The sequence below is a fragment of the Vibrio sp. B7 genome (assembly GCF_963888765.1).
Taxonomy (GTDB): domain Bacteria; phylum Pseudomonadota; class Gammaproteobacteria; order Enterobacterales; family Vibrionaceae; genus Vibrio; species Vibrio anguillarum.
Map to the genome: position 1 here is coordinate 146,851 of NZ_CAWPKR010000040.1, position 14,776 is coordinate 161,626.

Here is a 14,776-nt window from a genome sequence, read left to right on the forward strand (position 1 = left end):
ACCGTTTTTGGGTACCGCAACCGCATTATGATAACGATAAATAGGAAAGGAAAAAGTATGAAAAAGTTAGCAGCAGCAGTTTCAATGGCGCTTGTTTTTGCATCTTCTGCCGCAATGGCTGAAGTATACGTAGGTGCTAAAGTTGGTAAATCTTGGCTTGATGACGCTTGTCGTGCTGGAGATGTGTGTGAAGATGAATCTTCTACCGTCGGTGCTTACCTTGGTTACCAAGCGTTTAATTGGCTTTCATTAGAGGCAGGTTACGATTACTTGGGCAAATTTAGTGGTGCGGGGCTGAATGATGAAAAAGTAACGGCCATTACACTCGCACCGAAAGTCAGCCTTCCTTTGACTGATGCCATTGCCTTATATGCTAAAGTCGGCGGTGCTTATGTTGATTATGGCAATAAAGATGATTACTCATATTTAGGTGCCGCTGGTATTGAGTTCAACACCGATAATAACGTCACTTTACGCTTGGAATATCAAAGCCTCACCGATATTAATAACGATCTTGTCCGAGCGGCAGGTAACTCGGCTACCTTAGGTGTTTCGTATAAATTTGGTGGAAGTAAAGCAGAACCTGCGCCAGTCATCGTGCAAGAGGTGTTTGTTGAAGAAGTTGTACAGCCAGTGGTTGAGCCAGTCGTTATTCCCCAAGAACCTGAAACGGTTATTAAGCATGTGCCATTTCAACGTTTGGACAGCAGTAGTTTTGCCCATAACAGTACTAAGCTAACAGCAGAGAGTACTAACCAGCTCGATAAACTAGTGAAATATTTGCAAGCTTACCCACAAGCCGATGCTGAAATTATTGGTCATACTGACTCAACTGGCGCTGCGGCTTACAACCAGAAACTATCAGAAAAACGCGCACAAGTTGTTGCTGATGTTGTGATTGCTAAAGGTGTGGATGCGAACCGTCTTACCGTAAAAGGTGAAGGGGAAAATAGCCCAATCGCATCGAATGATACAGTCGAAGGTCGAAAGCAAAACCGTCGTGTTGATATCGTTATTCCAAGCTTTGATTATGAAGTGAAATAATAACGCTTAAGTATTAGAAAATAGAGAAAGCCCGTAAAAAACGCGGGCTTTCTTCTTGTAAAACAATGGATTTGAGCCTCTAACCGCTCCGGTATCACGCCACGTTATTTCAAATCAATACTATTCAATCGGCCCATGTAGACAAGAATATCCAAGTCTTCTTTATAAGCCTCTAATAGCGCCTTTTTCGTCTTGGTATAAGCGGCAAGCTTGCCATGTTTGTTGATCGAACAAACGACGCTTTGAAATATACAGTTACCTTTTTCATCATAGTGTCTCCAAGCCGCGATATAACAAGGATCCCGAGCTTCCGGGTTATCGAGCGTTGGTCTGGGTTTGTATATGATTTTAGGTTCTAAACTGTGTGGTAGGCGAGTCATCAAGTAGGGATCTTTGAGCAGACGACGCCAATGTTTGCCCCACATCTCTGAACCTAATTCATTACGCAGCTTTATCGCCTTTTTAAGCCCTTTTTTCTCACCAATACGGATATAGCCGACAGAACGGTGCAGCACCGTATCATCCGGTGTATGGATATGAATTTTATAGGCGGTCTTTGCTTTAGAGATAAAGCGGTGACCAGTATTCGTGATTAGATTGCTCTTTTTCATCATTTTTCTATCGATAAATCTGTTAATACTAATTCTAGATTATTTGACATAGAACTTACAGTAAGCACTGTATATGAATCATAGTGGCTCAAATCAATATTAGGTCAGTTTTTCGTCATAAGAAAAAAGCCTCAACACCGGTTGGGTGTTGAGGCTTTATCAAAATGGCGCTCCCGACAGGAGTCGAACCTGTGGCCTGCCCCTTAGGAGGGGGCCGCTCTATCCTACTGAGCTACGGGAGCAAGGTGGGATAGTTTACTCAATAATTTTGTGAAGTTAACTAGTTAAAACGAAAATTAAAGCTGTTTGTGCATAACATCGCCAATTTGTATGCTAGAGGCGAGATTTTCTTGATCAACACTCAGCTCCGCTTCGTTTTCATAGACGCGAGTAACCGTAAGGGTAATATCACTTTGAGTCACTTTATTTCGTGGTAGTCCTTTCTGATCAATGAATGAACCTGTATGCCACAACTGCAATTGGTCACCGGTTTTAACGCCATGCACACGTCCTAGATCCATCGTGATGGTGTTACCATATTTAGCAACCACTTCGGGGAGTGTTATTTTACATGAAAGTTCGGATTCAAGATCAAGCATGATATTTCGGCTGACGCGCAGCATCATGCTGCCAAAGGTTGAAGCCCAAAAACGAGCACTGCGCGTATCTATCTGACTGGTTTTGGCGAAGGGCCATTTAGCGACTTCTCTATAATGTCTAGTCATGACTTCTTGGCCTGTTTTGCCATCAAACACTTGGATTTGCATAGCAAATTGACGGTTAATCACATCATCGGCGAGTAATTTTTGCTCTATCGTGGCAGTTAAATCGGTGATGGTTCCCCCCAAAATGTACTGTGCCCCCGTGTCCTCTGCAATCATGGTTAAGCGTTCTGGGTGCTGTTTTTCAATTGCATAATCTGTGGTGCCAACCGACACAAAACTGCGAGATTCTTGATCGAGTTGGCGGTTGAGTACCTGTGCAAAATCATCTCCCACACTGTAAATTTGCCCCATAACCGCCTGTTGTGGCGATGCAAGATCAATGTTGCCCACTAAAAACGTTTTCTTATATTGGCTAACGTGGCAACCTGTTGCCGAAGGATAAATATCAATTCGAGCTTTAACATACATCACTCCCCGACGTGTTTTATTCTCTTCAACTAACACATAGCGTACTTCATGGTTAGTAAACTGGTACTCTTTACGGTCTGATTCCAGCAGTGGTCGCAAGTTACTGATACTACCGATGTCTGCCCCGGCAAAGTTTACCGCCTTATAGATGGCATCTTCCAATGCATTGAGGCGAGCGACTTCCTCTGAGGAAACAATGGCTGACGATCCGGTCACTTCATACCAAGCAGCATTAACGGCTTGAGAAAAGGTAATGGTGCAACATATTGAAAATAAAACAGAAATAATTTTTTTCATTGTTATTTACCAGTTGGGTATAAATTTTGCTTTTAAAATCTTAGCTGATGTAGGCAGTGCGTTTTGAAAGTGTAACAAGTTTTGAAAAGCAAAGAGTGTTCCAAGTTTTTTAATCTGAAGTTTGGAATCAAGATTGCCTCAGTATATCTGGAGATAAGAGAATGAAAAAATGGCTTTCGATAGTGCCAGCAGTTTTGTTAACTGCTTGTGCCTACGCCCCGATTTATAACGGTAAAGAGCCATACAATGGTTCACAGTTTATGCTAATGGAGAGCCCACGTCACACGTTGGACTTCTTTGTTGAAAGCATGACAGAAGATTTGATGGTGTCCAATACTAGTGTTTCTGCTCGCACTCCTATTGCTGTAACATCGTTTGTGGACCTGCAAAGTATGGATGCGACTAATTGGTTGGGTAACTCGGTTTCTGAAGGATTTATCCATCAGTTTCAGCGTCGAGGATTTAAAGTGGTTGATTTCAAAACCACAGGCTCGATTCAGGTAACGCAGCAAGGTGATTTTGCTTTCAGTCGTGACTGGAAAGACCTCGCTCAAGAGCAAGAAATCCAATACATACTGACAGGGACAATGCTTCGTCAAGAAGGCGGTGTATTAGTCAATGCTCGTGTTGTGGGAATGCAGTCTCGTGTTGTGGTTGCTACCGCACAAGGCTTTTTACCTGCTGATCGTATTGGTCGTGATCTTGATACGCTCAACAGTATCCGTACACAAGATGGTGTGTTAATTCGCTCTGACCCTACGATTAAGCAGCCGTATACTGTTATCTTGCGTCCATAGGAGAAACCAATGAAAAAATGGCTATTACTTCTAGTGACTATCATGATGGTGGGTTGCCAGCCATTGCAAACCATGCGCGCTGATGAATGGTTGACGGCGGTAGGTTATGCCAATATCAGTGAGCAAACTGGGCGTAGTGTGGATGAAAAGCAAGTCCGTGCAATGCGTGCCTCTAAAATCGATGCTTATCGCGAACTGGCAGAGCAAGTCTATGGAATGCGAGTGAGTGGTCGTGCTGAACTACAAGATCAGCGATTGGGCACAGAGCTGACGTCGGGAGCGGTTGATGGTGTTATCCGCGGAGCAGAAGTGGTCCGCAGTTATAAGGTGGGTGACAGTTATGTCACTGAGTTACGTCTCGATATCCGTAAGATGGATAAACTGCGTGACTACGGAGAAGTTCAGCAAGTACCAGAAAAACGTCAACAAACACTCTTCTAAATCTTCCTTCTCTCCAGATCGAAAAAGCGGCAAAGTTTGCCGCTTTTCTGTTTAATTCGTTTCAGCTTAAAAAATTTAGTCACTCAGCTGCATGTTGGTTACGCTTTAATATTGGTCCCTAAAGTGGACACAGTGTGGGTTTGCCCACCAGCGTTATACGTCATGCCAATTTTTCCGTGGCTTTGCTGCATCAAATTATTGAGTTTATTAAAACTGAGTTGTGCACGTTGTAGCGCCTCACCATTAACAAGGTTTGCTTGCTGACAATCGTGAACAATGGAACGAATTTGATCAACGATTTGCGACAGGAGTACATCTTCAGTCAGGCTCACGACATGAGGATGTTTCGCAATTCGGAGGTCAGTTTGTTGAAGTTGTCCAACTAAGGTCATCTTTTGTTTGGCAATAGCTTCGATTTCACTTGATGAACGGCTCGTAATTGCTAACTTTTCTTGTTCAAGTAGCGAAGAGAGTTCTAGTGCATTTTTCAATTGGAAATCGACTAAGTCTTTTAATACAGCCATTGTATGTTGCCTTAATTAGTCAAAAGTAGGGTTAGTTAAAACCACCCAACTCTTTTTCAAATTTAATCATATTATCAGCCAACTTTTCTGGGTCGACTCTATATGAGCCATTGGCTATCGCATCTTTAATTGCAGCGACTTTGGCACTATCAAAACTTGGCTGAGATACCATTTGGTTGTGCATTTCACCAATGGCCTTACCTTGGGTACTAAGTGATACCGCATCTTGATTTTGAGGTGAACGAGTGACCGAGCCGGATGTCGATGGAGATGCATTCGATTCAGTACGAGCATTACTACGATTTGTCGTCGTTACTGTTTGCCCCGAACGTATGTTATCAATACCTGCCATATGTGAGCCTTATTAATAATAATGGAAACCTGTACAGTCAATATCGACGGTGCTTGTGATTACTTTAGTTTTTTTTTCTGTTTCACTTTCTTAACAACGTAAACACATTTAGAAGTGTAATGAAAGCGTTAAAATTGAACCGTGACTTCACCAATACCGGTTACTTGTGCATCTATTATACGGTTTGATTTATCATTTTTCACTTTTATCTGCTCACCAAAAATACCATCACTTAAAGCGGTTCCTTTGGTTGTGATGATCATTCCCTGCTTGACTGCTTGAATCATAACGTTTTCATTACGACATACGACGCATATATCATCTTGCTCAACGACATCGCCAATACGCATGTTTTTTTTCACTTTAGCTCCGACGATACGATTTATATCGGAAAAACCTTGTCGTCTAAAGCGGTGTAAGTCTACCATTGTAATCAAGACATCTTGCTGCGTAATTTGCTGCCCACGAGAAATGGGTACGGCAACGGTGACAAGTGGCAGTGAAATGGTCAGTCTTACAGGAACATAAATTTTCCAGTTATCTTCAATGCATTCAACCAGAACTGTGATATTACTTGCAGAACCATTACTGGATGAGGAAGAGGTCGATAACGGTGTGGGGCAGTCGGTGGCATAAATTCGGTCATCAACATTTGCCGCTTTTACGTTTAACTCCCCGCTGGGAGGCCACTCAATTGTTTCTAAAACATGTTGTTCCGCAGCTTGTTGAATGGCTTCAACTTGCGGCAAAGTGGCAGAATGAAGAGAAAAATTAAAGAAAAACAATAAAAAGCCGATAGAGAGATAAAAATTTCTATAGAAAGCTCTACACTTAGTTATGGAAAGTAGATGTAAACATATTTTTGTATGCATCATTCTGTTTCTCTGGTTTCTTCATAGCCTGTAGTAGACTACCACTTTTTTGCATAAAAGTTTGAGATGGAGATGAGCTTATGACGGGTATTCTTGATTCTGTGAATCAGCGTACGCAACTCGTTGGTCAAAACCGATTAGAACTCTTAACGTTTCGTCTAATGGGACGGCAACGTTATGGTATCAACGTATTTAAAGTTAAAGAGGTGCTCCAGTGCCCGAAGTTAACTTTGATGCCCAATTTACATCGCCTAGTCAAAGGTGTTGCTCATATTCGTGGTCAAACCGTTTCTGTCATTGATTTGAGTTTGGCCGTGGGCGGACGTCCCACCGCGGACCTTGATAAGTGTTTTGTGGTCATTGCTGAATTCAACCGATCTATCCAAGCTTTCTTGGTCAGCTCGGTGGATCGAATTGTCAACATGCACTGGGAAGCCATTCTTCCTCCACCAGATGGCTCAGGCAAAGATAACTACTTAACCGCAGTCACCAATATTGATAACGAATTGGTAGAAATTCTCGATGTAGAGAAAATTTTGGCAGAGATTTCTCCGGTTAATGAGACAATGGATTCATCTATTGGTGAATCGATCGCCCAAGTAGAAACAGAAAAAGAGATCATCCGTCGAATTTTAATTGCCGATGACTCAACCGTTGCGCGTAAACAGGTTCAAAGAGCAGTAGAATCGATAGGTTTTGAAGTCGTTGCTGTTAAAGATGGTAAAGAGGCGTATGAAAAATTGATCGAGATGGCAGCAGAAGGGCCAATTTACAATCAAATATCTTTAGTGATCTCTGATATTGAAATGCCTGAAATGGACGGCTATACATTAACAGCAGAGATACGTAGAAATTCAGATTTGAAAGATCTATACGTTATTCTTCACTCTTCACTGAGCGGCGTTTTTAACCAAGCCATGGTTGAGCGAGTGGGTGCAAACTCATTCATTGCTAAATTCAACCCTGATGAGCTTGGGAATGCGGTGAAAGCTGCACTAGTTAACTAAAGAGAAATTAATGACTGCTATAACTATAAGCGATCAAGAATATCGCGATTTCAGCCGTTTTTTGGAATCTCAGTGCGGGATTGTACTTGGAGATAGCAAACAGTACTTAGTGAGAAGTCGCTTAAGTCCACTGGTTGCTAAATTCAAGTTAACCTCTCTTTCTGACTTGTTACGTGATGTGGTTACGGGGCGAAACCGTGAGCTACGAGTTGCAGCGGTCGATGCCATGACCACCAACGAAACACTGTGGTTCCGTGATGCTTACCCATTCACCGTTTTAGCGGAACGTCTATTACCCGAGGTCGCTGCAAATAAACGCCCTATAAAAATTTGGTCAGCGGCAAGCTCTTCAGGTCAAGAGCCTTACTCAATGGCGATGACGGTGCTGGAAACTCAACAGCGCAAGCCGGGTATGTTGCCGAGCGTAGCCATCACCGCGACGGATATTTCTGCCAGCATGCTGGATATGTGTAAAGCGGGGATTTATGACAATTTAGCACTTGGCAGAGGGTTATCACCGGAGCGTCGTAAAATCTTTTTTGAGGATGCTGGTGATGGCCGAATGAAAATCAAAGATAACGTTAAGCGTTTAGTTAACTTCCGTCCTCAGAACTTAATGGAGAGCTATGCCTTATTGGGTAAATTCGATATTATTTTCTGTCGTAACGTTTTGATTTATTTCTCACCTGATATGAAGTCGAAAGTATTAAATCAAATGGCTAGTAGCTTAAACCCCGGTGGCTACTTATTGCTCGGCGCATCGGAGTCACTGACAGGATTGACCGATAAGTTTGAAATGGTTCGTTGTAACCCTGGCATCATTTATAAACTCAAATAGCCACATTCTTACGTTGAGTTACTTGCTTACGTTTAGTTACTTGCCCAGCTTTTGCTGGGCTTTTTCTTTCCCCTAATTTCGTTTTGATTGGTGAGATTTACTGAAGTTGTGGGCGACAAGTGGATAAAGCGGCGTATATTTTGCTTACATTTCGACGGATTCTTATTTAGATAAAATTGTTGTAAACACGGTTCGTTTTTTTAAGTTGGTACGTTAATTGCTTTTAATATGAGTAGTAACAGTCAGTTTTTAGTGTAGAGGCAAACATGGCTATTTCTTTTGATAACGCATTAGGTATTCACCAACACACGGTTGGTGTACGTGAGCGCAATGCTGAGGTGATTTCCACCAATATTGCACAGGCGAACACACCGGGCTTTAAAGCAAAAGGAATGGACTTTCAAAAAGCATTGCAGGCGGCAAGTTCAGGGGCAAGCATTGGTCTTAGCCGTACGGATGGTCGGCATATATCTGCCTCCACGAAAGTAACTGGCGAGAGTCTCTATCGAATTCCGACTCAACCTGATACGGGTGATGGCAACACGGTGGACGTAGATTTAGAGCGTAACTTGTTTATGCAAAACCAGATCAGACACCAAGCCTCACTGGACTTCTTAGGAAGTAAATTCAAGAACTTAACGAAAGCAATCAAAGGGGAATAAGTAGATGAGCTTATTTAATGTGTTCAATGTGACTGGTTCTGCAATGAGTGCTGAATCTGTTCGTCTAAATACGACCTCAAGTAACTTAGCCAATGCGGATAGTGTGAGTAGTTCGGCGAAAGATACTTACAAAGCGCGTCACGCGGTGTTTGGTGCAGAGTTAAGTAAAGCGCGTTATAACCGTGATCATAATGTACCTGTAAAAGTATTAGGTATTGTTGAAAGCGATAAACCGCTTAACGCAGAATATAACCCAGATCACCCACTTGCCAACGATGAAGGCTATATTTACAAGCCTAATGTCAATGTGATGGAAGAGATGGCTAACATGATTTCGGCTTCTCGTTCTTATCAAACGAACGTGCAGGTGGCTGATGCAAGTAAACAAATGCTGCTGCGCACGCTGCAGATGGGTCAATAAGATAAGGAGGTAGCGTATGGCCGGAATAAATAACATTGGTCAAAGCGGCTTGTCTTATGTTGACCAGCTGAAAAGTCTTCAAGACCAAAAGAAAACAGAAGAGACAACGGGGAAGCAAGATCTTAAACAAGAAGACTTCCTATCGTTACTCACCAAACAACTGGCTCAGCAAGATCCTTTTAAACCGGTCAGTAATGACCAGATGATCGCCCAAATGGCGTCATTTGCCACAGTTGATGGTATCGGCAAAATGAACACTCAGTTTGAGAGTCTCAACTCGTCGATGACATCCAACCAAGCTCTACAGGCTTCATCACTGGTTGGCCGTGATGTCTTAGTCCCGGGAGCGGCAGGGATCAAAAAAGAGGGTGCTGGGATGGCTGCGATGGTCAAACTTCCTCAAAGTTTAGAGAACTTGTTTGTCCGAATAGAGAATGAAGCTGGACAATTGGTTCGTACCTTTGATGTCGGGGCTAAATCAGCCGGTGATAATCGCGTTGAATGGGACGGTAACGATCAAAACGGTAATCCATTGCCGGGCGGCAAATACCAAGTGAAAGCTTCGGGTTTGCTCGATGGAGAAAGCAAGGAGTTTGCGGTATCGACTTACGCAAACGTCAATAGCGTTCTGCTGGGTAAAGGTGATGGTAACGTACTGCTCAATCTGGCTGGATTTACATCGCCAGTTAAACTTGCTGAAGTACTAGAAGTTGGCAAAGCGTAACTCTTTATAGAGTAGATATGCTAGCTAGATAGGAGATTTTGGAATGTCGTATATATCATTAAGCGGTTTATCCGCAGCTCAGTTAGATCTGAACACCACCAGTAACAACATTGCTAACGCGAATACCTTTGGTTTTAAAGAGTCGCGTGCTGAGTTTGGTGATGTTTACTCAACCTCATTGTTTACCAACTCCAAAACCACTCCTGGTCAAGGTGTTCAGGCGAACAAAGTGGCACAACAATTCCACGAAGGTTCCAGTATTTATACTAATAACCCGATGGACTTGCGCGTTGCGGGAACGGGGTTCTTTGCGGTTGCGAAAGATAAGCTGACGCCTCAACAAAATGAGTTGACCAGAAATGGTGCTTTCCACCTCGATAAAAATGATTACATGGTAACGTCAAATGACGAGTTTTTGCTTGGCTATGATGTTAACCCTGATACTGGTGATGTTCTTTCGTATGAGCCAAAACCTATCAATATTCCTGCTCAGTTTGGTAAACCTAAACAGACAGCCAATGTTGAACTTGGCGCGAACTTGCCAGCTAATGGTAAGTTAAAAGACCCAACCTTATTTGATATTACTGATCCTGAGACGTACAACCGTACCACCTCATCTACGATCTACGATTCGATGGGTCAGCCTTATAAGTTGACATCCTATTACCTCAAAGATCAGACGCAAGCTAACACATGGCAAACCTATTACACCGTGACGGATAAAACTGGTGAGAAACCAATCAATGTAGTTGGTGGTGATGCTACTACGCCGACGGGTCATATTGGGCATACCATGAAGTTTAATAATGATGGTACGCTAGCCAGCATGAATAATGGTCAGCAAATTGTAACCGAGCCTTTAGGTTTGGGGGCAAACCCAGTTGAACTCAACGGTGCGGATGCTAACCAAACATTGTCGTTCAGTCTCGATTCGGCTACGCAATTTGCCGCTCCATTTGAGTTGACTAAATTTGTACAAGATGGTGCAACCACGGGCTTTTTGACGAAGATCGATTTCGATGAAAATGGCAGTGTGCTAGCCACTTACTCAAATGGTCAAAATACCATTCTAGGACGTGTGGGGCTTGTCCGCGTAGCCAATGAACAAGGCTTAGATAAAAAAGGTGGTACGCAGTGGGATTCGACTCAATTCTCCGGTGATAAAATTTGGGGTGAATCAAACAAAGGCTCATTTGGTACCATCAGCAATGGTGTTATTGAACAATCCAACATTGATATGACTCAAGAGCTGGTGGATCTTATCTCTGCTCAGCGTAACTTCCAAGCGAACTCGCGTGCGCTTGAAGTTCACAACCAGCTACAACAAAACATACTACAGATCCGTTAATTCCTTTAACGTCATCAATGGCAATACCAAGTTAGCGGCAATGTTAGCTTGGTATTGTTGCCATCTGTTTGCGGCAATCTTCGTTATATCCTCCCTATTTTTTGTGCAATTGCATTTAACATATTGATTTTTAGTTTAAATATAAGTTGGCACGTCAATTGCTTTTAATGATCGAACGATGATTATTGGAGCAGATTATGGATCGCGCACTGTTTCTCGCCATGAGTGGCGCAAAGCAAAACATGCAAGCCATGCAATTAAGAGCGAACAATTTAGCAAACGTCAGTACCACGGGGTTCCGTGCTGATTTGGCGCAAGCTCGCTCAATGCAAGCTTATGGCGAAGGGTTACCGAGCCGCGTGTTTAGCATGACAGAACGTCCGGGACATAATTTTGCGCAAGGCAGTGTCATTACCACAGGGCGCGATCTCGATATCACCATTCAAGGTGACGGTTGGATTTCCATGATGGATAAAACCGGCAAAGAGGGGTTAACCCGCAGTGGCAACCTAAGCATTGACCAAAATGGCATGCTCATAAATGGTAGCGGCCATCTAGTGCTAGATGGAACGGGCGCGCCAATCACTCTACCTATTCCATTGAGTAAAGTAGAAATCGGTAATGACGGTACTATTTCCGTTCGTCCGCAAGGCGCTCCAGCCGATGCGATGGAAGTGGTAGGCCGAATTAAACTGGTTCGCCCCAATAATCAATCCCTATACAAAGATACGAATGGTTTATTCCGTGCTAAAGATCCTAATGCAGCATTCGAAGCAGATGCTAGCGTAAAGCTATTAAAAGGTGCGCTGGAAGGCAGTAATGTCAATGCGGTGGGTGAGATGACTAGCTTGATTGAGCTACAACGTCAGTTTGAAATGCAAGTCAAAATGATGAGCACCGCAGAAGAGATGGACAAATCGTCCGATTCATTACTTCGTATGAGCTGATAAGCGTTAAAGGAGATTACTATGCAACCTGCATTATGGGTAAGTAAAACCGGGCTTGATGCCCAACAAACCAATATTGCCACTATCTCAAACAACCTAGCGAACGCCTCGACTATTGGTTTTAAAAAGGGGCGTGCGGTATTTGAAGATCTGTTTTATCAAAATATTAATCAACCGGGCGGTCAATCTTCGCAAAATACCAAACTGCCAAGCGGTTTGATGCTTGGTGCGGGTTCTAAAGTCGTGGCAACACAAAAAGTGCATACCCACGGCAACGTACAAACCACGACCAATAGCCTCGATATGATGATTGAAGGTGACGGCTTTTTCCAAATCCTGATGCCAGATGGCAATATCGCTTATAGCCGAAATGGTCAATTTACCCTCAACGACGAAGGGGCAATTGTGACTTCCGGTGCTGGATATAATTTAGAGCCGGAAATTGTTATTCCACCTGATGCAATCTCTATTACTGTCGGTAATGATGGTGAAGTGTCAGTTAGGCTTCGTGGCCAGCAAAATAACCAAGTGGTTGGACAAATTACCACGGTTGATTTTATCAACCCAGGCGGTCTAGAGCCGATTGGTCAAAACTTGTATCTACCGACCGGTGCTAGTGGTGATCCACAAGAAGGGGTGCCAGGGCTTGACGGCCTCGGTGATGTTCGTCAATCCATGCTTGAAACCTCTAACGTGAACGTCACAGAAGAGTTGGTCAACATGATTGAAGCGCAACGCGTTTACGAAATGAACTCAAAAGTCATCTCAGCAGTCGATAAGATGATGAGTTTTGTGAACCAACAACTCTAATCATTAACTAAGAGAATGCTGCGATGAAACGTCTATTGAGTCTTGTATTGGTTACTGCTTTGTCTGGTTGCTCGTTAATGCCGCCACCGGTCGATACTCCTGAAGTGGTTCAAGGTACAACCGTGGTGGACGCGGTTGAAGGGGATAAGTCTGCAGAAGAAGGTTCTGGTTTACTGGACTCAATGCGTAAGCGTTCCGATCCCGTAGCCGGTGATCCTGCTTGGGCCCCTATCCACCCAAAACAGAAACCGGAACATTATGCCGCGGAAACTGGTTCACTGTTTAATTTGGCACAAATGAACAGTCTTTATGATGATTCAAAACCGCGTGGCATTGGCGATATTATTACCGTCAATCTTGATGAAAGTACTAAAGCGGCCAAGAGTGCTGATGCGGATCTATCCAAATCCAATGATGCGTCTATGGATCCACTCGCTGTCGGCGGTAAAGATCTCACTGTGGGTGATTACAATTTCTCTTATGCGTTGAAAAATGACAACAAGTTCAATGGCAGTTCTGCAGCCAACCAAAGTAACAGTATTTCTGGTTCGATCACGGTTGAAGTGATTGAAGTACTCGCCAACGGCAACTTAGTCATCCGTGGTGAAAAATGGCTCACACTGAACACTGGCGATGAATACATTCGCTTAAGCGGTACCATTCGTCCCGATGATATCGACTTTGACAACACCATTGCTTCTACTCGTATTTCTAATGCACGCATCCAATATTCAGGCACAGGCACCAATCAAGATATGCAAGAACCTGGATTCTTGGCACGATTCTTTAATGTCTCTCTGTAACGCCGGAGTTCTGGCGTAAAGAAACGTAGAAATTAAGGTACTAGACCATGAAAAAATTCACCCTGCTTGTTTTAAGTCTGTTGCTCATCGCAACCCATGCACAAGCGGCCCGTATCAAAGATGTCTCTCAAGTTGCGGGCGTGCGGAGTAACCAATTAGTGGGTTATGGTCTAGTCACTGGGCTACCGGGAACGGGTGAATCGACACCGTTCACCGACCAAAGTTTTAACGCCATGTTGCAAAATTTCGGCATTCAATTGCCGCCGGGCACTAAACCGAAAACAAAGAACGTTGCCGCCGTGATTGTCACGGCCGAATTACCGGCGTTTTCCAAGCAAGGTCAAAGTGTCGATGTCACCGTTTCTTCTATCGGCTCTGCTAAAAGTTTACGTGGCGGCACTCTAATGCAAACCTTCCTTAAGGGGTTGGATGGTCAAATTTACGCCGTGGCCCAAGGTAATTTAGTGGTCAGTGGTTTTAGTGCCACCGGTGCTGATGGTTCTAAAATTGTCGGCAATAACCCAACGGTTGGCCTGATTTCAGGCGGCGCTATGGTGGAACGTGAAGTACCAACACCTTTTAGCCGTGGCGATTTTATTACCTTCAATTTGCTTGAATCTGACTTCACCACAGCGCAACGTATGGCAGATGCAGTGAATAACTTCTTAGGCCCAGAGATGGCGACCGCGGTTGATGCAACGTCAGTACGTATCCGTGCACCGCGAGATGTAGGGCAGCGCGTCGCGTTTCTTTCTGCAATCGAAAATGTTGAGTTTGATCCAGCGGATGGCTCAGCCAAAATTATCGTTAATTCACGAACGGGAACTATTGTTGTCGGCCAGCATGTGCGCTTAAAACCTGCTGCGGTGACGCACGGTGGTATGACTGTTGCCATTAAAGAGAATTTGAATGTCAGTCAGCCCAATGCGTTAGCGGGTGGTCAGACAGCTGTGGTGCCTAATAGCCAAATAGAAGTGTCTGAAGCACAAGGTAAAATGTTTAAATTTGAACCGGGTTTGACCTTGGATGATTTAGTGCGCGCGGTCAACGAAGTGGGAGCAGCTCCTTCAGATTTGATGGCGATTTTGCAAGCATTGAAACAAGCTGGCGCGATTGAAGGCCAACTGATCATTATCTAGGAGAGG

18 protein-coding genes and 1 tRNA gene are annotated in these 14,776 nt (G+C 43.7%); 13 read left to right on the top strand and 6 right to left on the bottom strand.

What is annotated here, in order from left to right; all coding sequences use genetic code 11:
- Window positions 1-57: 57 nt before the first annotated feature.
- Window positions 58-1,044: an OmpA family protein gene (locus tag AACV32_RS17515; protein WP_026028522.1), complete on the top strand. Its 987-nt coding sequence runs from the start codon at window positions 58-60 to the stop codon at window positions 1,042-1,044.
- A gap of 104 nt (window positions 1,045-1,148) precedes the next feature.
- Here the strand turns inward: AACV32_RS17515 and AACV32_RS17520 are convergent, their stop codons facing one another.
- From AACV32_RS17520 to AACV32_RS17530, 3 genes are all read right to left on the bottom strand, one after another.
- Window positions 1,149-1,655, bottom strand: a complete 507-nt coding sequence (locus AACV32_RS17520) for a Fe3+-citrate ABC transporter substrate-binding protein (RefSeq protein WP_029189872.1) — start codon at window positions 1,653-1,655, stop codon at window positions 1,149-1,151.
- A gap of 165 nt (window positions 1,656-1,820) precedes the next feature.
- Window positions 1,821-1,897 (bottom strand) — tRNA-Arg (locus AACV32_RS17525).
- Window positions 1,898-1,951: 54 nt separating this feature from the next.
- Complete coding sequence (locus tag AACV32_RS17530) at window positions 1,952-3,085, bottom strand: flagellar assembly protein FlgT (protein ID WP_017049696.1); 1,134 nt, start codon at window positions 3,083-3,085, stop codon at window positions 1,952-1,954.
- A 161-nt stretch (window positions 3,086-3,246) separates the two neighbouring features.
- On the opposite strand from AACV32_RS17530, the gene AACV32_RS17535 reads away from it, so the two are divergent.
- Window positions 3,247-3,882: a FlgO family outer membrane protein gene (locus AACV32_RS17535; RefSeq protein WP_013856244.1), complete on the top strand. Its 636-nt coding sequence runs from the start codon at window positions 3,247-3,249 to the stop codon at window positions 3,880-3,882.
- A gap of 9 nt (window positions 3,883-3,891) precedes the next feature.
- The gene (gene flgP / locus AACV32_RS17540) at window positions 3,892-4,323 is read left to right on the top strand and encodes a flagellar assembly lipoprotein FlgP (protein WP_017043110.1); all 432 of its coding nucleotides are present in this window, start codon (window positions 3,892-3,894) and stop codon (window positions 4,321-4,323) included.
- A 98-nt stretch (window positions 4,324-4,421) separates the two neighbouring features.
- Here flgP and AACV32_RS17545 read toward each other — a convergent pair whose 3' ends face one another.
- The 3 genes from AACV32_RS17545 to flgA all read right to left on the bottom strand — a co-directional run bounded on the left by AACV32_RS17545 (window position 4,422) and on the right by flgA (window position 6,074).
- Entirely contained in the window at window positions 4,422-4,847 is a 426-nt protein-coding gene (locus AACV32_RS17545) for a flagella synthesis protein FlgN (RefSeq protein WP_017043109.1), read from the bottom strand.
- Between the two features lie 31 nt (window positions 4,848-4,878).
- On the bottom strand, window positions 4,879-5,199 hold the full coding sequence (gene flgM / locus AACV32_RS17550) for a flagellar biosynthesis anti-sigma factor FlgM (RefSeq protein WP_017049695.1): 321 nt from the start codon (window positions 5,197-5,199) through the stop codon (window positions 4,879-4,881).
- 128 nt (window positions 5,200-5,327) lie between these two features.
- On the bottom strand, window positions 5,328-6,074 hold the full coding sequence (flgA, locus tag AACV32_RS17555) for a flagellar basal body P-ring formation chaperone FlgA (protein WP_013856248.1): 747 nt from the start codon (window positions 6,072-6,074) through the stop codon (window positions 5,328-5,330).
- 77 nt (window positions 6,075-6,151) lie between these two features.
- Here flgA and AACV32_RS17560 point away from each other — a divergent pair, with 77 nt between their 5' ends.
- The 10 genes from AACV32_RS17560 (at window position 6,152) to AACV32_RS17605 (ending at window position 14,770) form a co-directional block, all read left to right on the top strand.
- Complete coding sequence (locus AACV32_RS17560; RefSeq protein ID WP_013856249.1) at window positions 6,152-7,078, top strand: chemotaxis protein CheV; 927 nt, start codon at window positions 6,152-6,154, stop codon at window positions 7,076-7,078.
- Window positions 7,079-7,088: 10 nt separating this feature from the next.
- A complete protein-coding gene (locus AACV32_RS17565; RefSeq protein WP_013856250.1) occupies window positions 7,089-7,916 on the top strand; it encodes a protein-glutamate O-methyltransferase in 828 nt (275 codons plus the stop codon).
- 266 nt (window positions 7,917-8,182) lie between these two features.
- Entirely contained in the window at window positions 8,183-8,578 is a 396-nt protein-coding gene (gene flgB, locus AACV32_RS17570) for a flagellar basal body rod protein FlgB (protein WP_013856251.1), read from the top strand.
- 4 nt (window positions 8,579-8,582) lie between these two features.
- On the top strand, window positions 8,583-8,999 hold the full coding sequence (gene flgC, locus AACV32_RS17575; RefSeq protein ID WP_010319383.1) for a flagellar basal body rod protein FlgC: 417 nt from the start codon (window positions 8,583-8,585) through the stop codon (window positions 8,997-8,999).
- Window positions 9,000-9,015: 16 nt separating this feature from the next.
- Entirely contained in the window at window positions 9,016-9,723 is a 708-nt protein-coding gene (gene flgD / locus AACV32_RS17580) for a flagellar hook assembly protein FlgD (RefSeq protein WP_017049694.1), read from the top strand.
- Window positions 9,724-9,766: 43 nt separating this feature from the next.
- Window positions 9,767-11,071 (top strand): flagellar hook protein FlgE, encoded by a 1,305-nt coding sequence (flgE, locus tag AACV32_RS17585; protein WP_026027395.1) that lies wholly within the window; start codon window positions 9,767-9,769, stop codon window positions 11,069-11,071.
- Between the two features lie 197 nt (window positions 11,072-11,268).
- Window positions 11,269-12,018 (top strand): flagellar basal-body rod protein FlgF, encoded by a 750-nt coding sequence (gene flgF / locus AACV32_RS17590; RefSeq protein ID WP_026027903.1) that lies wholly within the window; start codon window positions 11,269-11,271, stop codon window positions 12,016-12,018.
- 21 nt (window positions 12,019-12,039) lie between these two features.
- Window positions 12,040-12,828 (top strand): flagellar basal-body rod protein FlgG, encoded by a 789-nt coding sequence (gene flgG, locus AACV32_RS17595; protein WP_010319379.1) that lies wholly within the window; start codon window positions 12,040-12,042, stop codon window positions 12,826-12,828.
- Window positions 12,829-12,851: 23 nt separating this feature from the next.
- Window positions 12,852-13,631, top strand: a complete 780-nt coding sequence (flgH, locus tag AACV32_RS17600; protein WP_017045947.1) for a flagellar basal body L-ring protein FlgH — start codon at window positions 12,852-12,854, stop codon at window positions 13,629-13,631.
- A gap of 47 nt (window positions 13,632-13,678) precedes the next feature.
- On the top strand, window positions 13,679-14,770 hold the full coding sequence (locus AACV32_RS17605) for a flagellar basal body P-ring protein FlgI (RefSeq protein WP_013856256.1): 1,092 nt from the start codon (window positions 13,679-13,681) through the stop codon (window positions 14,768-14,770).
- Window positions 14,771-14,776: the final 6 nt, after the last annotated feature.